The following is a 17,254-nucleotide window of genomic DNA, read 5'->3' on the forward strand; positions in this document are numbered from 1 at the left end:
GCAGACTGGTAGGGGAGAGGAAGTGGAAAACATCATGGATGTGCAGATCACGTCAACGCTGGCGATCCCTGCAGCCGAGCTGAACTGGCATTTCTCCCGTTCCTCGGGCCCCGGCGGGCAGCATGTGAATACCTCGGACTCACGGGTGGAACTCACCTGGGTTATTGGCGCTTCGCGGGCCTTGTCCGACTGGCAGCGTCAGCGCTTGCTGGCGAAGCTCGGACCTCGCTTGGTGGCCGGGGCCATCGTCGTGACTGCTTCCGAAGAGCGATCGCAATGGCGCAACCGCCAGCTCGCCCAAGAGAAGTTGGGGCGCATCGTGGAAAAAGCGCTGGCGCCGGATGCACCGGCACGCAAGGCAACGAAACCTACCCGCGGTTCTCACCGGCGCAGGCTGAGTGCCAAAGCTACTCGCTCAGCCACCAAGCAACTTCGCCGCAAACCAGGGATGGACTGATCCCAGCGATCAGCTACTGTGCTTCATGTCACTTTGCTGCACGGAATGGTTGGGGTGGGGAAACGGTTGAAAGTAGGTGAAGCGTCAGCTTTCTATTATTTCTGCCTTTAGGAGAACACCCTATGACCACCAAGGTCCTCACCCTCGTCGGTTCCCTGCGCAACGGTTCGACCAACCAGCAGCTGGCCGAAGCCACTTCGCACAACGCACCTGAAGGCATGGAAGTTTCCGTGTTCAGCGGCTTGGAGAACATTCCTTTCTACAACGAGGACCACGACGTGGAAGGTGGTGTTCCTGCCGCCGCCCAGGCCCTGCGCGACGCAGCCGGTGACGCCGATGCGCTGATGCTGGTCACTCCTGAGTACAACGGCACCATGCCAGCTGTCCTGAAGAACGCCATTGACTGGCTGTCCCGCCCCTTCGGCGCCGGTGCGCTCAAGGACATGCCAACCGTGGTCGTTGGCACCGCTTTCGGACAGTACGGTGGCGTCTGGGCGCAGGACGAAGCGCGCAAGGCACTGAACATCGCCGGCGCCAACGTGCTTGAAAACGTCAAGCTGGCTATCCCTAACTCGGTAGTACGCTTCGCTGAACTGCACCCGAAGGATGACGCTGAAGTTGTCGAGCAGGTCTCTGGCGTGCTGAGCAGCATCAAGGAAATCGCCGAAGCCAACTAGGTTTTCACGATCCCCGGAAGCTCAATAGTGCAAGAAAGGCCACGGTAACCGTGGCCTTTCTCGCATGAGTACCCGCTCACCGCGATACGGTGACATACTTGGACTAGAGAAATACCCACAATCTATTCGGAGGCGTCCATTGACTTCGGTCAGCCTAGGCATGCCGGCAGGCCCACCGCCGGTACTCGCACCACGTCGCAAGACTCGCCAATTCCAGGTTGGATCCGTAGGTGTCGGCTCCGACTCGCCGATTTCGGTTCAGTCGATGACTACCACCAAGACCCACGACATCAACGCCACCTTGCAGCAGATTGCCGAGCTGACCGCTGCCGGCTGCGACATCGTGCGTGTGGCCTGCCCCACGGATAAGGATGCGGAAGCGCTGAAGATCATTGCGATGAAGTCGCAGATCCCGGTGATCGCCGATATCCACTTCCAGCCAAAGTACGTCTACGCTGCCATCGAAGCAGGCTGTGGCGCGGTGCGCGTGAATCCCGGCAATATTCGCCAGTTCGATGACCAGGTCAAGGAAATCGCGCAGGTCGCCAAGGACCACGGCACCTCCATTCGCATCGGCGTCAATGCTGGCTCGCTGGATCGCCGCTTGCTGCAGAAGTACGGCAAGGCCACCCCTGAAGCGCTGGTTGAATCAGCTGTTTGGGAAGCTTCCCTGTTTGAAGAGCACGGATTCCATGACTTCAAGATCTCGGTAAAGCACAACGACCCTGTGATCATGGTCCGTGCCTACGAGATGCTGGCTGAACGCGGGGACTGGCCACTGCACCTGGGCGTGACCGAAGCCGGTCCAGCATTCCAGGGCACCATCAAGTCCGCCACCGCTTTCGGTGCACTGCTCTCCAAGGGCATTGGCGACACCATTCGCGTATCGCTGTCCGCTCCACCGGTAGAAGAGGTGAAGGTCGGCAACCAGATTCTGGAATCGTTGAACCTGCGCCCCCGCAAGCTGGACATCGTTTCTTGCCCATCCTGCGGTCGTGCCCAGGTGGATGTCTACACCTTGGCCGAGCAGGTTACCGCTGGGCTCGAAGGCATGAAGGCTCCACTGCGCGTGGCCGTAATGGGCTGCGTTGTCAACGGACCGGGTGAAGCCCGCGACGCTGACCTCGGCGTTGCCTCCGGCAATGGCAAGGGACAGATCTTCGTTAAGGGCGAAGTCATCAAGACCGTCCCGGAAGATCAAATTGTTGAGACTTTGATTGAAGAAGCCAACCGTTTGGCAGCAGAAATGGGACTGGACAATGACGAGAATCCTTCCTCGGGTTCTCCCATGGTCTCCGTCAGCTAGAACTAGCCGCCGGAGCGTCGAGGGAGAGCCGCGCATCTTGGGCCGTCGTGATACGACAGCCCTCATTGAGCTGCTCGATCGCGACCCCGTCGCAAATATATTCACCCGTTCGCAGGTGAGCATCCACCGGTCAGCGGTCCCAGACGGGTTTGCCCACATCGTTGGCTTGGACGGCAGCGAAGGTCTTGAATCGGCATGCTGGGTGGGCGCCAACATGGCGCCCACCGCCATGCCGGAGTCCGATGCCCAGAAGTACGCTATGCATGCCATCGATTCCCGACAGCGATTCGCCTCGGTATTCGGACCGGCAGAAACAGTTCTGGCCATGCATGACGTCTTGCGGGATGGTCCGCAAGAAATTTTTGATGTCCGGGAAAATCAGCCACTAATGGCCATCACCCAAATCCCGGAGGGAATTCGCCGCAACCGGATTCGGCCGGCTCAGGTTCAGGAATTCGACCTAGTCCTGCCTGCCAGCGCTGCCATGTTCGAAGAAGAGCTTGGATATTCGCCGTTGGAAAACGGTGGAAGCTTCTACCGCAACCGTGTACGCCAGTTAATTCGTGAGGGGCACACGCTCATGGACTGCGACCAGCGCGGCAACGTGATTTTCAAGGCTGATTTAGGCACCGTCACCGACGAAGTAGTGCAAATCCAAGGTGTTTGGGTGAACCCGATGTATCGCGGCCAAGGCTTGGCTGCCGGCTACATGGCCTCCACGGTGGACTACGCGATGCAGTTCGCTCCTGTAGTGAGCCTGTACGTCAACGACTACAACACCGCTGCAATCAAGACTTATCAGCGCATCGGCTTTGAACAGGTCGGCACCTTCGCAACGATCCTGTTCTGAACAGCAGTGGCACGGGCAACGTGGAAATCAACCGGTTCTGCTCTTGAGCCACCTGCAGCTACTTCGCCAGAAACAATTCCGCCTTACCGCGGATCTGGCTGGCTGCAAAGAATCCCGCAGGTGAAGGCGAAAACGAAGTTGATTGCGGATCCCGGTTCATCGTCAGTTGTGCAACGTTCTCATGACTAATACGGCGCTATAACGGGCCATTCGGTATTCGCGGCAGTCAGTGCTCCAGCTGCGCGGCCAATGAAGCCCGAGCATCGACAAATAAAGTCGCATGAACGACTGTTGCCGGAAGTTGAGCTTATCGCCGCGACCCACTTAGCCGCTATGAGTCCCCATTACCTGCTTTTCCTTTGTATCGCTGGCGAAGCTCGAGTGGCGGGAAACCTGTTTAGCATCCTTTGAGGACTTTCGCTTAGCTGCGGCAAACATCCATTTCTCCGGCTAATGGAGAGCAATCCATTCGCTTAATGACCCGGCAAGGGAAACGGGGCCCAGGTGCTATGCAACTTGGGCTATTTCTTCTTCCGCTCAACGCGGGAGCAACAATGCCCATCGAATGATCATCAGTCTTCTAGACTCGAAAGTGTAAAAGTGATGGTGATGGGAAAATTTGTGGTTCAAGCCATTGGTACTAAAGCGTATTTGGGTGCTGCTATGGGCGCAGCAGTACTCCTCATTGGTGGGTGCAGTTCGCCAGAAGTCGAAACCGGTGCCTCGACGGTCGCCCCAGTCCAGCTCGACGACGGACAGCTGGAAAATCTGCTTGAGGATTTCGCCAAAGACGAAGAAAACTCCCATGTCATCAACGACAAACAGCTACGCAAGAGCATTCCGCAAGCACAGGAGTGGATAGAGGACGTCCAAGTGAATCCCAGTAAATGCGGAGTTACCTTTGCTGAGCCGGTCGCAGATCAATTGCAGAGCGCCACGATGGGCGCCATCGAATTCGAGGACAGCTACCTATCTGTTGCAATCTACAAAGACCCTGAAGTTTTGCAAGCGCAATGGGTTGCCAAAACTGAGGCCAATGCTGATTGCTCGCGTTACACAGTCAAATTAGGCAATGAGACTCGCGCTTACCACATTGCAAAGCAGCCTATTGATTCTGCTGCAGGATTGGCCGACGGGTATGTAATTACCAGCAGTGATGGGTCGTCCACCAAACAGCAGCTCATCATTCGCTCCGCTAATTCGAACGTTCTGCTCGGCATTCAGCGTTCCACTTCTGCCGCGAACACCGCGAACGAAGTTGAAGAAGCATCCGGGATCCTCCAAGAACTCATGAACCGACTTACCCAGTAGTTCATTTCAAGACGCCATCGGTCTTCCGGTGGCAATTACGGAAAGCAATAGATGACTAAGCGTTTAGCCCTCTGGGCATTGCCATTGGCCACGACCATGATGCTGGCTGGATGTTCTTCGAATTCCGCGACAGAACCAGCGGAAACGGCTGTTTCGACGGCCCCGGCGGAAAGCAAGAAGACTTCTGCCTCGGGTGATGTGCTCAGTGCGGAGCAGGTAGAGTCCATTGCTTCCAAGCTTTTGGAAGGCGACAACGCAGTCCAGATAGTTGGCAATGAGCAGATGCAGAAGCAACTGGAAGTTGCCAAGAACGCTGAAACTCCCAGCGGAATCAAGCCGGAAAAGTGTGCCGAGATGAATGCCAAGTATTCAGTTACCGACTTGACGGCATCGGTATCCGCAACGGCGACCAGTTCCTCCGAATCCGTCGGCAAAGTCGTGCAGGTCTTCTCGTTGACCGACGAGGCCACCCGCAAGAACGTATCGGAGGCATTGACGCTGGATGATCTGGAGGGATGTGAAAAGGCCACTGTTGAGCTGGGCGGCGAGGAAATCGAAACTCAACGCCAGATCCTGCCGCTGGACGTCGAAGCGGATCAATCGTTGACCATGTCCACCCAGATGGATGCGGGTGGCGGACAGCTACTGACCTCGGTCGTTGTGCAGGCTCTGCAAGATGGCAATTTCGTGCTGGTTACCCTGCAGACCGGTTCGCAGCAACCAGCTGAACTGGCCGCACAGGCAGTGGAGCTGGCAGATCGGGCGTTCGCCGAAATCGAGGCGGTTCAGTAGCCGAACGGGCGGGGTATCCGTTTTATGGACTCTCCAACATCAGTTGGCCTTGCACCGAGGAGTGCAGAGCTCGTGGTTTAGCAGCCAACATGCCTTTTCCTCGAAGCAGCGTACCTCCGAGTCGTATTGGCCCCCTTGGCAGATGAACGATAAATCAACTGCTGGGACCTTGTTTCTGTGCGGTGCCTGCCGATTTCTCTTTGACTGGTGCTTTTCCTGGCAACGGGTGGCAAGCGACCAACCCTTGACCATTCAAGTGAACTTTGGACTCTATTCCATTCGCTGCAACACTCTCTCATAGTCCTTTTATTTCCAACACATTGTGAAATACTGTGGATGGCTTATCATCACCAATGTGAGGAAATCACCATGAAGAAGCGTTCACTCTGGGTGCTGCCTGTAGCAGTTGCCCTTGCCTTGACCGGTTGCAGCTCGAATTCAGGGACCGAGGGCGCTGCTGGCTCTTCGGAGGCCCCTCAGGAGCAGGAGAGCGCGGGGGTGCCAGCGCTGACTGCTGAGCAAGCCGCTGCAGTTGCCAAAACCTTGGGTGGAGACGGACCGAATGTGCAGGTTCTGGATAGCGATGCACTTAGCGGCTCATTGGAAAGCGCCAAGGGCCTGATCGATCAGATGGAGATCGAACCTGCGAAGTGCGCCGAGTTCGTCTCGCAGCAGGGGACCCAGGACCTGGACGGCGTCAACATGGCCGCAGCGATCGTCGTTGGCGAAACAGGCGAGAGCAACAGCTACTCCGTCGCTGGCTACGAGGATACTGCCAAGCTGGATGCAATCAAGGACATGGTAGATGCCAAGGACCTGCAGGGCTGCGAGGACTTCTCGATGAGTGTTGCGGGCCAGAAAGTTTCTGCCTCGGCCAAGATCCTGAATGCTGAATCCGATGCGGACAAGACCATCGCAACCCACACTGCCATGACCATGAATGGCGAAGAGGTCCCAGGCGGTTCTTACCAGATTCAGGGCGTAGTCGGTGAAAATGTTGTGGCCGTTTCTCGCACCCAAACTGGCGAACAAGCTGATGGCGAGGCTGTGAAAGCACTCGTTGAGGAACTGAACAAGGCAGTTGAAGAGGTTAAGGCCACGGCCAAGTAGGCCTCCTTCAGCCGTTGAAGGCTCTTCTGGTTCCAAGGGAATCAGAAGAGCCTTCACTTCTTTGCGCGGCAAATGCTTCCCAATGATGCGCGAGTCATGGCATTCTCAATGGATGACCCTGGAACACGGTGCGCCACGCAAATCCATCGAGGCTGCCTTGACTGCGGGCGAGGATCCGACGCGCAAAGCCCGAAGCTTGAAGTCCCTGCATCAGCTCTGGGCCGAAGGTGCGTGCATCCCTGAAGTGGTGCGGCCAGTGGTGGCTCGTTCATGGTCCAGGGCCGGCAAGCTTGGAACAGATATCGTTCCCTTGGATACTTCTGAAATACGCGAGCGCAGGCAGGCCAACGAAGAACTCAACGGACTGGTCGAGCTCTTCAAGGAGCGTTTGCTCTCCTTGGCCACCCAGGCGGGAAACCAGCTGGTCATCTCCGACGAGCAAGGATTCGTGCTCTGGGTGCTCGGGCCCTCTGCAGTACGCCGCCGAAGTGACGGCATCGGATTTGTCGCCGGTGCACGCTGGCGCGAAAGCGACGTGGGCACTAATGGGATCGGCGCGGCAATGGCCGAGCGTGCCCCGGTGCAGATTTTCGGCCCGGAGCATGCCCGGGAAGAACAGCACAACTGGGTCTGCACATCGGCGCCGGTCATGAATCCTGCCGCCTCGGCGTTGATTGGCACGATCACGCTGGCAGGCTCGTTCCGCACGGCGCATCCGCACTCCTTGGCTCTGGTCTCATCCGTGGCCCGAGAAGCAGAATTATTCCTGCAAACCGAGCATGCCTTGAAAATGCAGACGCTCCAGCTTTCCACCCAACTGCCCGAAGGCGAGTACGTCCTAGTTGACGTGCAAGGCTCTATAGCCGCCGCCCAAGGCTACAGTGTTGGATCCAAGCTCAATTTGCCGATGTCCATGGAAGAAGGGCGGAACTGGATTTCCGGGCTGGGATCAATTGATGCGCGGCGGACACCGGGAGGCTGGCTGCTGCAAAGGGCAGAAGGCCAGGTGAGCCTCCAGCTGTACGCAGGGGCTTCACTGCAGGCTATTGTCCATTCGCCCGGTGGGGCGACGCGCATCAACTTGAGCGCGAAGCATTGGCAGATCCTTGAGCTGCTGGCTGCGAACCCTCACGGAGTGAGCTCAGGGCAGTTGGCGAGCCTGTGGCCTGCGGATACGCCGAACGTCACCATCCGCGCCGAAATATCCCGCTTGCGTTCCAAGCTGCGTGGCCTGATCGCCTCACGTCCCTACCGGATCGTGGTCCCGGTGAGCAGCCACTAGCAATCCCGGAGCAGCTGCAACCTATTGCAACGCTTTTCTTTTGTGACGCAGATCATATTCTTTCATTAGTCGCGGAGGGCCCGAATGGCCATCCATTGAATCCCGATGAAGAGATGAGACGCAAATGACTGACAATGATTGCTTGTTGCAAGCCCGGAGCTGGTTCCATTCCTTGCAGATAGCGTTGGAAGCGGGTGACGCGCCAGCAGCTGTGCAGCTATTTTCGGAGGAGTGCTACTGGCGGGATCTGGCCTCGATGACATGGAACCTTCACACCAGCGAGGGCCGTGACGGGATCGAGAAGATGCTGCTTGGCGTTGAACGAGGCGCGTGGCCGCGGAACATCGAAGTCACCAGCGCACAAGAGGCTGACGGCGTCATTGAAGCCTGGTACACGTTCGAGAACGACGCATTCAACGGGCTTGGATTACTCCGCTTGCGCGATGGGAAGGCCTGGACCCTGCTGAGCACCGCGCAGGGCCTGCGCAAATTCCCCGAACCTGCTGGTCCGCGCCGCGAACTGGGCGCCGAGCACGGCGTAGCGATGAGCAAGGAAAACTGGCTTGATCGGCGCACCGCGCAGCAGCAGTCCTTGGGGATCACCGACCAGCCCTACACGCTGATTGTCGGCGGCGGCCAAGGCGGCATAGGCTTGGCCGCTCGGCTCAAGCGCATGGGTGTTCCTGCCCTGGTCATCGATAGGCATCCGCGTCCCGGTGACCAATGGCGTTCGCGCTACCATTCCTTGGCGCTGCACGATCCGGTCTGGTATGACCATATGCCCTACATTGATTTCCCCGACCACTGGCCGGTGTTCACGCCCAAGGACAAGATGGGGGATTGGCTGGAAAGCTACACCAAGCTCATGGAGCTGGACTATTGGTCCCTGACTGAAGCGACCAGCGCCCGGCAGGATCCGGAAGGAGAGGGGTGGATCGTCGAGGTAGAACGCGACGGAGTGCCGTTGACCCTGCGTCCCACCCAGCTGGTGCTGGCCACTGGCATGTCCGGTATTCCGAACATTCCCCAGTACCCGGGAGCCGAGATCTTCAAAGGAGAGCAGAACCATTCCTCCAAGCATCCAGGCGGCGAACGGTACGCGGGCAAGAACGTCGTGGTCATCGGCGCCAACAACTCCGCACACGATATCTGCGCGGATCTGGTGCAAAACGGGGCCAAGCCGACTATGGTCCAACGTTCCAGCACGCATATCGTGCGCTCCGAATCGCTGATGAAGCATGTGCTGGGCGGACTGTACTCGGAAGAAGCCCTCGCTGCCGGCATAGACCACAACAAGGCAGACCTGATCTTCGCCTCCATCCCGTACAAAGTCCTCCCGGAATTCCATAAGCCGGTCTTCGAGAAAATCCAGCAGGAAGATGCGCACTTCTACAAGTCGCTGGCGGATGCGGGATTCGAGCTGGACTTCGGCGACGACGGTTCAGGGCTGTTCCTCAAGTACCTGCGCCGCGGCTCGGGGTACTACATCAACATCGGTGCCAGCGAGCTGGTGGCCGACGGATCGATTGCTTTGGCCCATGGCGAGGTATCGCACTTGACCGAAGAATCGGTGGTGCTGGCCGATGGCACTAGGCTGCCGGCGGACGCGGTGGTCTACGCCACCGGTTACGGCTCGATGAACGGATGGGCGGCGAAGCTCATCTCCCAGGAAGTCGCGGATGAAGTCGGAAAATGCTGGGGCCTGGGGTCGGGGACCGCCAAGGATCCGGGTCCATGGCAGGGGGAGCTGCGCAATATGTGGAAGCCCACCAAGGTCAAGAACCTCTGGTTCCACGGAGGCAACCTGCACCAGTCCAGGCATTATTCGAAGTATCTGGGCTTGCAGCTCAAGGCACGGTACGAGGGCATCGGAACTCCGGTGTATGCGCTCGCCGAAACCTATCATCAATCCTGATAACACCGTTTCCCTGCCCGTGAATCGGTTTCCCGGACCCGGAGCAAGCGCTGTATGGCGCTTCCTCCGGGTCACCCGCGCGTCTGCCACGTGGCGGTTTTCGGGCCTTATCCGGACGTTTCGTTGAACTGCAACGGCCTGGAAATCGCACAACGAATTGAACGGAAAGCCGGATGAACCATGATTCCCACGCTCCTGGCACCTGCGCAGTTTATGAATCGGCGCAGACCGCGGATGCCGCAATAACGCCGGTGCACCGGCCTGCGCGCCGCAGCCGACCCAGCTGCACCATGCTTCCGCGTAAGCCTCGCCATGGGTGCTGGCAAGTACAAATCGGCGGGGAACTGGCACCCGACTGGGATGTCCTTTGCTGGCAGCGACTCAACGAAACAGAACCCTGCAGCGCCCACCATCTATCCAGAGGCCCGCATCCGGCCCCGGGCACGCAACACGATTCCGCGCAAGCCCTTGAATTTATTGGGAAGTGGCCGAAAGCTGTAGCATTGATTAAGGCCAATTTTGCGGCCAAAACCCATTTGATTTTGCATAGCTAGTCGGCATCCGAAATTATTTCTGAAGTCGACGGACGGAAAAGGACACCCCGAGTGGTTTTGAAGCTTTCCACTACCTTCTTGCGCACCTTGCGTGAAGATCCGGTTGACGCCGAAGTCGCCAGCCACAAGTTGTTGGTACGCGCCGGTTACATCCGTCGTGCGGCCCCGGGCATCTACACCTGGTTGCCGTTGGGTTTGAAGGTCCTTGCGCGCGTTGAAGCTATTGTTCGCGAGGAAATGAACGCTATCGGCGGCCAGGAAGTCCACTTCCCAGCGCTGCTGCCACGTGAACCTTACGAGCAGACCGGCCGTTGGACCGAATACGGCGAAGGCCTGTTCCGTCTCAAGGACCGCAAAGATGCAGACTACCTCTTGGCACCGACCCATGAGGAAATGTTCACGCTGCTGGTGAAGGATCTGTACAACTCGTACAAGGATCTTCCGGTCTACCTGTACCAGATCCAGAACAAGTACCGCGACGAAGCACGTCCACGCGCGGGCCTGCTGCGTGGCCGCGAATTCATCATGAAGGATTCGTACTCCTTCAACATCGATGATGAAGGCCTGGACGAAGCCTACATGGCTCACCGCGGCGCCTACCTGAAGATCTTCGAGCGCCTGGGTCTGGAAGTTATTCCGGTCTTCGCGCAGGCTGGTGCCATGGGCGGCTCCAAGTCCGAGGAATTCCTGCATCCAACAGCTATTGGCGAGGATACCTTCGTCCGTTCGGCCGGCGGTTACGCAGCCAACGTGGAAGCTGTCACCACCGTAGTGCCAGCGTCCATCGATTACGCCAACGCACCTGCGTTCGAAGTTGTCGATACCCCGGATACCCCGACCATCGAGACGCTGGTTGCCGCGGCCAACGAGCTGCGCCCACGCGAGTCCGGTGTTTGGGAAGCCAAGGACACCCTGAAAAACGTTGTCCTGGCGGTGACCGATCCAGAAGGCAACCGCCAGTTGGTAGTCATCGGTGTTCCAGGCGACCGCCAGGTGGACCTGAAGCGTGTCGAAGCTACCGTGGGTGCCCCGCTGGGCATCATCGGCGAGGTCCAGGTTGAAGCCGCTAGCGGTGAAGACTTGGCCAAGCACCCGGAATTGATTGCCGGCTACATCGGCCCAGGCAACGGCCTGGATCAGGCTGTTCTGGGTACCGAAGGCACCAGCGGCATCACCTACCTGGTTGATCCTCGCGTAGTATCCGGTACCTCGTGGATCACCGGCGCCAACGAAAAGGGCAAGCACGTTTTCGGCTTGGTGGCCGAGCGCGACTTCGGCTTTGACGGCACCATCGAGTCGGTCAACGTGCTAGAGGGCGACCCGGCACCGGACGGCTCGGGCCCATTGCGCACCGAACGCGGTATCGAAATGGGTCATATCTTCCAGCTTGGCCGCAAGTACGCTGAGGCTCTGGATCTGCGGGTCCTGGACCAGAACGGCAAGCTGAAGGTTGTCACCATGGGCTCCTACGGCATTGGCGTCACCCGTGCGGTAGCAGCACTGGCCGAGGCTTACCATGACGAAAACGGTCTGGCATGGCCAAAGCAGGTTGCTCCAGCCGACGTCCACATGGTCGTTACCGGCAAGGGCCCAGAGCTGCTTGAGGCTGCTGAGAAGTTGGCCGCAGAACTAGAATCGGCCGGTTTGGAAGTTATCTTGGATGACCGTCCAAAGGTGTCCGCGGGCGTGAAGTTCTCGGATGCCGAACTGATCGGCATTCCAACCATCGTTGTTGTGGGCCGTGGACTTGCTGAGGGCGTAGTTGAGGTCAAGGATCGTGCCACCGGCGAACGCCGCGATGTCAAGGTCGAGGACGTTGTCGCTGAGCTGAGCGCCTAAAAGGCTGTAGCCAATAACTGAATAGGGGAGTAGCGCGGTGCAAGAGTTCTTGGAATTGCTGTCCGTCAACGGTGAACCCGTCTCCTTCTGGCCCCTGGTGTTGCTGCTTCTTGCAGCTTTGGGCGCTGGATGGATTGACGCGGTAGTTGGCGGTGGCGGCCTGATTCAATTGCCCGCGCTGCTTCTTTTCCCCGGCATCACACCGGTGCAGGCGCTGGCCACGAATAAGCTGGGCTCAATCTTCGGAACGGCTACCAGCGCGGTGACGTACTACCGGCGCACCAGCCCGGATTTGAAGACCGCTATTCCGATGGCATTGACTGCCATGCTCGGTGCCTTCGGCGGAGCTGCGCTGGCCACAATTCTTCCCTCTGGAGCCATTCAGCCCATCATTATCGCAGCGCTCATTGCGGTGCTGCTGTTCACGATCCTGAAGCCCAAAGCCGGGGAGCTGTCGCGCCTGCGCTACGCCGGGCATGGGCATTATCTTCGAGCCATCCTGATTGGGCTGCTGATTGGCGGCTACGACGGGATGATCGGTCCCGGGACTGGATCGTTCTTGATCATCGCCATGGTGACAGTGCTGGGTTACAACTTCTTGCAGTCCTCCGCCAAGGCGAAGATCGTTAACCTTTGCACCAACGCAGGTGCTCTGCTGCTCTTCATCCCCACGGGGCACGTTCTAGTCGCATTAGGCCTGGCCATGGGCGTGATGAATATGCTCGGAGGCTATCTCGGGGCGCGCATGGCGATCTCAAAGGGCAGCGCCTTTATTCGCATTGTTTTCGTGATCGTCGTTTCGGCACTGATCATCAAGCTCGGCTCGGATCTGATCCTCGCCGGCAAGTGATAGCTTTAGCGGCCGCTAGCTGCTGATGTGTCGATTGGCGGGTATCCGGCGTAGTGCTGGACATGCTGGGGTTCAATGGCATGGACCATGGAACTGGTCGCCATTTGCGCGATCCTGAAAGTCAAGAAGCTGGAACCCATTGCAGTTTTGTAGAGTTGGGAAACCGTAGTGTGGCTTGCCAGCGGATCTACAACCTTCAACGCTGTGCAACCGATGGATACATACAGGAACCACAAATCGTTGTTCTCCGGATCGAGAGTAGCGATCAGAGCTGGCGGCTGGTGCGCGGCCACGAGCGACATGACGTCGTTGACTGTTTCCTCAGGTTGCGCAATGACAATAGGCATGCCTTGGACCCAACCATGTGAACTGAGTTGCGCCCGACCTTGCCTTGAACCGATCACTTCGCTGACCAGTTCTGCTGTCTTCGAACGCATGAATCGACCTGACATTACCCAACCTCCAATTGACGACCTAGCCACAAGTTGTTAGTTCCCCAATAAGTGGAAGAAAACGGAGAATCCCGCTCCGTGTTATGGGAGCCAAATTCCGTATCTCAAGCACTTGATATTCACGATAGCCCCTTTCGGCGCGAATATCGAGAGCCAGTGAATAGGAACGAGATTCATATATCTTTGAAATCATTCCATGGCGGAGGAAATGGTGGTCGTTGATAAATTGGTTTCGGGTAATACCGCGTAAAACCCGCATGCCATATGCGGGTTATATCTTATAGTGCGGATGGAAATTACGGATCATCCGTGAATTTTAGTGCGCCTCGCGCTGTTTTGGCTCTACCCGAACCCGTGCTCTATTTCGACTCAGGGCAATTAGCAGTCGTGATTATTTCGTGATAATTCAACGAAACGTGAAATACGGCTAAATTCTAGCTGAATCCAAAACTATTTCCCGGCTTCGCCAGTCTCCAAGATGCGGTATTCCTCATTCGCTCCCTGCTGGCCATTGAGAGCCTGGAAAGCGACGGCGGAAATTTTTGCGCCGGCTGCACCATCGCTAGCGCCCGCTGCTACGACCAATGCATCAGCAAAATCCCCTTCGGCTTCCGCGGATAGGGCAGCCAGGTCTTCGAGGCCGCCTTCGGGTAGCGCATAGGCGGGTTCACGCAGGTCTGCGCACTGTTCGTCAACGGCCGCGCGCAGGCCGCGAAGCTGGCGTCCCAGCTCGCTGCGTCGAGCTTCGACGGCTTCCTTGGCGCTGTCGGCACCACGTGCAGCCGTGAGTTGCAGAAGGAAATCCAGTGCATAGCCGCGGTCCAGGGCCCGGGCGACGGCTGTTGGTTCGATGTTCTGCGCTTCGGTGATTTCCTTCGCGGGGTCCAGCAGCTCCTCATTAGGCAGGCAGGCTACTGGCTGGTCTTTCTGCTCTTCTTCACCCGAGACTGCACTCAGTGGCAAGGCCAAGTCCACATCACGCTCTTCTCCCAAAGATGCAACAGCGCTGCGGGCGTCCAGGTTGATCTGGAAAGCAATCTGGGCCAGCTTCGAATCCCTGGACAGCGACGGTTCTGCAAAGGCAGGCATCGCTGACGATGCGTCGGCGACATTCGTGGCAAGCGCAACCAGCGCGTCGGGGGAGAAGCTTTGCGGCAATGCCGCGGGCTCTTGGTCGTCGAAGCGCAATTCACCGAGCACCGCTGACCCCTGCGACAAGGAAGTCGCCAATGCGGATAGCCTCGAAGCGTTATCCTCGGGTGCCAGCTGGGCCAAGGCTTGGGCCTGAGATGCCAGGTCTGCCAGCTTTGCTCCGTATTCCCACGTCATGCGGGCATCGGCGCTGGCCTCATTGACCTGTTCGGGCAGGCCCCGCTCCACCAGGGCGCCTCGGAAGATGGTGCTGCCAATGCCCCACGTCACGGCAAGGGCAACTGCACCAGCCAGTACCGGAGCAATCCAGCCTGGAGCGCGGCGTACTTGCCTGTCGGTGCGACGGGCGGAATGGGGCGATTTTTCAGTCATAGCGTTTCGATCATGCCATGATCAATGCAGGTAAAGAGGGCAATAGCGGTGTCGAGCGCCACGATGGATAGAAAATGGGCGTGAGTTCCTTCACCTGTGCCCGTTTAGATGTTCTCAATGAGCGGAACGCAATATAGGCTTAACGGACAACATCGAATAGCGTGGGAGGATATCCATGACCGGAATGCCGGCCGATACCGAACAGGAAGCGCAGCGTCTGACTGCATTGCTCTCCAAGGAAGTAGAATCCCACGGGCTTCTCCTGGAGGAAGTCGCCTTGCGTCCCTCCGGCAAGCAGATGATCGTGCAGATCATCGTCGACAAGGCCGACGGTCACGAAACGCTGACTCTCGATGAACTTGGTGAAGTTACCACCACCATCTCCAACGCTCTGGACAAGGACGCCGTCTACGCATCGTCGGCTCCTTACGAACTCGAAGTCAGTTCCCCAGGACTCTCCCGCCCATTGACTGCCCAGCGCCACTGGATCCGCGCCCTCAACCGCATGGTCAAGATTTCGCTGGCCGACGGCACGAAGCTTCGCGGGCGCCTGCTTGAGGTCAACGACGGCGACGTGTTGATTGCTGAGCACCGCGAGCCGGCCAAGAAGGGCATGAAGGTCAAGGTGCTCGATCCTGCGGCCTATGCCTTTGAAAATATCCGTAAAGCTGTTGTCGATCCAGAGCTGAACTTCGATGACGCACTATTTGACACTGCCGATACTGAAGATTTGGAGGGCTAAGCGTGGATATCGATCTGAATGCGCTGCGCATCCTGGAAAAAGACCGCGACATCCCAATGGATGTTTTGATTCCGACCATCGAGTCGGCACTGCTGCTGGCTTACAACAAGACCGAAGGCGCCATGCCTGGCGCCCGCGCGCACATTGAGCGCAGCAACGGCCATGTGGCGATCCTGGTAGAGGACCGCGACAACGCCGGCGTGCTGCTGGGCGAATTCGACGACACCCCGCACGGTTTCGGCCGCATCGCCGCCTCCACCGCCCGCCAGGTAATCATGCAGCGCCTGCGTGAAGCTGAAGATGCGCAGGTTGTCGGCGAGTTCGCAGCCCGCGTTGGCACCCTGATCTCCGGCGTCATCCAGCAGGGCTACTCCTCGCATATGGTGCAGGTCAAGATCGGTGATCTGGAAGCGCTGCTGCCACCAGTTGAGCAGTCCCCAGGCGAGAAGTACCAGCACGGAAACCGCCTGCGCGCCTACGTTGTTTCCGCTGAGCGCGGCAACAAGGGCCCAGCCGTTACCCTGTCCCGTTCCCACCCGAACCTGGTTCGCCTGCTGTTCGAAATGGAAGTTCCAGAAATCGCTGACGGCACCGTCACGGTCGAGGCACTGGCTCGTGAAGCTGGCCACCGTACCAAGATTGCTGTGCGCGCAACCAAGGCCGGTGTCAACGCCAAGGGCGCTTGCATCGGTGAAATGGGAACCCGCGTGCGCGCCGTGATGAACGAACTGAACGACGAGAAGATCGACATCGTTGACTACAACGAGGATCCAGCGAAGTTCATCGCCGCGGCCCTGTCTCCATCGAAGGTCGTCTCGGTAGAGATCCTGGACGAAGCCGAACGCCGTGCTCGCGTGGTTGTTCCCGACTCCCAGCTCTCGCTGGCAATCGGCAAGGAAGGCCAGAACGCTCGCCTTGCTGCCAAGTTGACCGGCTGGCGCATTGACATCCTGGCTGCCTCGGGCGGCAAGGAACCGCAGCTCTAAGCAGCTGCGGGAAATAATTCCAGTTCAGCGTGTTGGAAGCCTAGCTGCGTGTGAGCCACAACTCATGCGTGCTATGGCGTCCAAACGCGCTAGACTAGTAGATGGCTCGTAATAACTAGGGAAGGTGGCGACGGCGCTCGCATGAAGCTGCATCAGCAACGCACGTGCATTGGCTGTCGAACCGTAACCAGTAAAAATGAGCTGCTCCGTTGGGTCCTGAAAGACGGTACACCGCTGCATGCGGTGAGTTTGGATCAACAGGGTTCCGCTTCCGGGCGGGGCACTTGGACCCACGGGACCGAAAAGTGTGTGCAGCAAGCGGTGCAGCGCCGGGCGTTCGCGCGGGCCTTCAGGTCTGCGGTAGACGATTCGCAGGTGCTGCAGGAATTCACTGCATACGAAGATCAGCTGGCAAGCAACCAGCTATCTGGCAAACATGATGAAAGCGGGTCAGAAATCTGATGGCAACCCGATGAGTCGGCAATGCTGAGCGCACAACGATGAACAATCAGTTCTGCGTGATCCACCGTGCGACGGAAGAATTTCACGAATTACACAGCTGATCTGCCAGACCGCTGATCTAAAGATTTATCTTTTGATACCGGGG

Annotated in this window: 16 protein-coding genes; 14 read left to right on the top strand and 2 right to left on the bottom strand. The window is 58.1% G+C overall.

What is annotated here, in order from left to right; all coding sequences use genetic code 11:
• Window positions 1-34 precede the first annotated feature (34 nt).
• The 11 genes from arfB (at window position 35) to ACWICV_RS12565 (ending at window position 12,943) form a co-directional block, all read left to right on the top strand.
• Window positions 35-457, top strand: coding sequence for an alternative ribosome rescue aminoacyl-tRNA hydrolase ArfB (gene arfB, locus ACWICV_RS12515; RefSeq protein WP_105661823.1), 423 nt, complete (start codon window positions 35-37; stop codon window positions 455-457).
• A gap of 122 nt (window positions 458-579) precedes the next feature.
• Window positions 580-1,134: an NAD(P)H-dependent oxidoreductase gene (locus ACWICV_RS12520; protein WP_105657266.1), complete on the top strand. Its 555-nt coding sequence runs from the start codon at window positions 580-582 to the stop codon at window positions 1,132-1,134.
• 139 nt (window positions 1,135-1,273) lie between these two features.
• Window positions 1,274-2,440 carry a flavodoxin-dependent (E)-4-hydroxy-3-methylbut-2-enyl-diphosphate synthase gene (gene ispG / locus ACWICV_RS12525; RefSeq protein ID WP_402472336.1) on the top strand — a complete coding sequence of 389 codons (1,167 nt, stop codon included), beginning with the start codon at window positions 1,274-1,276 and terminating at the stop codon, window positions 2,438-2,440.
• On the top strand, window positions 2,394-3,290 hold the full coding sequence (locus ACWICV_RS12530) for a GNAT family N-acetyltransferase (protein WP_332498225.1): 897 nt from the start codon (window positions 2,394-2,396) through the stop codon (window positions 3,288-3,290). The genes ispG and ACWICV_RS12530 overlap by 47 nt, the downstream gene beginning before the upstream one ends.
• A gap of 516 nt (window positions 3,291-3,806) precedes the next feature.
• Entirely contained in the window at window positions 3,807-4,601 is a 795-nt protein-coding gene (locus tag ACWICV_RS12535; protein ID WP_402472332.1) for a hypothetical protein, read from the top strand.
• Window positions 4,602-4,652: 51 nt separating this feature from the next.
• Entirely contained in the window at window positions 4,653-5,393 is a 741-nt protein-coding gene (locus tag ACWICV_RS12540; protein WP_402472329.1) for a hypothetical protein, read from the top strand.
• A 369-nt stretch (window positions 5,394-5,762) separates the two neighbouring features.
• On the top strand, window positions 5,763-6,503 hold the full coding sequence (locus ACWICV_RS12545; protein ID WP_402472327.1) for a hypothetical protein: 741 nt from the start codon (window positions 5,763-5,765) through the stop codon (window positions 6,501-6,503).
• A 112-nt stretch (window positions 6,504-6,615) separates the two neighbouring features.
• Window positions 6,616-7,785, top strand: a complete 1,170-nt coding sequence (locus ACWICV_RS12550) for a helix-turn-helix domain-containing protein (RefSeq protein ID WP_332727080.1) — start codon at window positions 6,616-6,618, stop codon at window positions 7,783-7,785.
• A gap of 124 nt (window positions 7,786-7,909) precedes the next feature.
• Window positions 7,910-9,700: an NAD(P)/FAD-dependent oxidoreductase gene (locus ACWICV_RS12555; RefSeq protein WP_105657274.1), complete on the top strand. Its 1,791-nt coding sequence runs from the start codon at window positions 7,910-7,912 to the stop codon at window positions 9,698-9,700.
• Between the two features lie 605 nt (window positions 9,701-10,305).
• Entirely contained in the window at window positions 10,306-12,093 is a 1,788-nt protein-coding gene (locus ACWICV_RS12560) for a proline--tRNA ligase (RefSeq protein WP_332728082.1), read from the top strand.
• Between the two features lie 37 nt (window positions 12,094-12,130).
• Window positions 12,131-12,943, top strand: a complete 813-nt coding sequence (locus tag ACWICV_RS12565; RefSeq protein ID WP_181148826.1) for a TSUP family transporter — start codon at window positions 12,131-12,133, stop codon at window positions 12,941-12,943.
• A gap of 5 nt (window positions 12,944-12,948) precedes the next feature.
• Here ACWICV_RS12565 and ACWICV_RS12570 read toward each other — a convergent pair whose 3' ends face one another.
• Window positions 12,949-13,380: a hypothetical protein gene (locus ACWICV_RS12570; protein WP_332730583.1), complete on the bottom strand. Its 432-nt coding sequence runs from the start codon at window positions 13,378-13,380 to the stop codon at window positions 12,949-12,951.
• A gap of 465 nt (window positions 13,381-13,845) precedes the next feature.
• Complete coding sequence (locus ACWICV_RS12575; protein ID WP_454091104.1) at window positions 13,846-14,919, bottom strand: hypothetical protein; 1,074 nt, start codon at window positions 14,917-14,919, stop codon at window positions 13,846-13,848.
• 175 nt (window positions 14,920-15,094) lie between these two features.
• Between ACWICV_RS12575 and ACWICV_RS12580 the strand changes: the two genes are divergently transcribed.
• From ACWICV_RS12580 to ACWICV_RS12590, 3 genes are all read left to right on the top strand, one after another.
• The gene (locus tag ACWICV_RS12580; protein ID WP_105657278.1) at window positions 15,095-15,661 is read left to right on the top strand and encodes a ribosome maturation factor RimP; all 567 of its coding nucleotides are present in this window, start codon (window positions 15,095-15,097) and stop codon (window positions 15,659-15,661) included.
• A 2-nt stretch (window positions 15,662-15,663) separates the two neighbouring features.
• The gene (gene nusA, locus ACWICV_RS12585) at window positions 15,664-16,647 is read left to right on the top strand and encodes a transcription termination factor NusA (protein WP_105661830.1); all 984 of its coding nucleotides are present in this window, start codon (window positions 15,664-15,666) and stop codon (window positions 16,645-16,647) included.
• Between the two features lie 141 nt (window positions 16,648-16,788).
• Complete coding sequence (locus ACWICV_RS12590) at window positions 16,789-17,109, top strand: YlxR family protein (RefSeq protein WP_105657280.1); 321 nt, start codon at window positions 16,789-16,791, stop codon at window positions 17,107-17,109.
• Window positions 17,110-17,254: the final 145 nt, after the last annotated feature.

This window comes from Glutamicibacter sp. NPDC055354 (assembly GCF_053644955.1).

Excerpts from the sequence above, each read along its gene's own strand:
- arfB (WP_105661823.1), top strand. The coding sequence starts at position 35 with ATGGATGTGCAGATCACGTCAACGCTGGCGATCCCTGCAGCCGAGCTG.
- ACWICV_RS12520 (WP_105657266.1), top strand. The coding sequence starts at position 580 with ATGACCACCAAGGTCCTCACCCTCGTCGGTTCCCTGCGCAACGGTTCG.
- ACWICV_RS12530 (WP_332498225.1), top strand. The coding sequence starts at position 2,394 with ATGACGAGAATCCTTCCTCGGGTTCTCCCATGGTCTCCGTCAGCTAGA.
- ACWICV_RS12540 (WP_402472329.1), top strand. The coding sequence starts at position 4,653 with ATGACTAAGCGTTTAGCCCTCTGGGCATTGCCATTGGCCACGACCATG.
- ACWICV_RS12545 (WP_402472327.1), top strand. The coding sequence starts at position 5,763 with ATGAAGAAGCGTTCACTCTGGGTGCTGCCTGTAGCAGTTGCCCTTGCC.
- ACWICV_RS12550 (WP_332727080.1), top strand. The coding sequence starts at position 6,616 with ATGACCCTGGAACACGGTGCGCCACGCAAATCCATCGAGGCTGCCTTG.
- ACWICV_RS12555 (WP_105657274.1), top strand. The coding sequence starts at position 7,910 with ATGACTGACAATGATTGCTTGTTGCAAGCCCGGAGCTGGTTCCATTCC.
- ACWICV_RS12570 (WP_332730583.1), bottom strand. The coding sequence starts at position 13,380 with ATGCGTTCGAAGACAGCAGAACTGGTCAGCGAAGTGATCGGTTCAAGG.
- ACWICV_RS12575 (WP_454091104.1), bottom strand. The coding sequence starts at position 14,919 with ATGACTGAAAAATCGCCCCATTCCGCCCGTCGCACCGACAGGCAAGTA.
- ACWICV_RS12580 (WP_105657278.1), top strand. The coding sequence starts at position 15,095 with ATGACCGGAATGCCGGCCGATACCGAACAGGAAGCGCAGCGTCTGACT.
- ACWICV_RS12590 (WP_105657280.1), top strand. The coding sequence starts at position 16,789 with ATGAAGCTGCATCAGCAACGCACGTGCATTGGCTGTCGAACCGTAACC.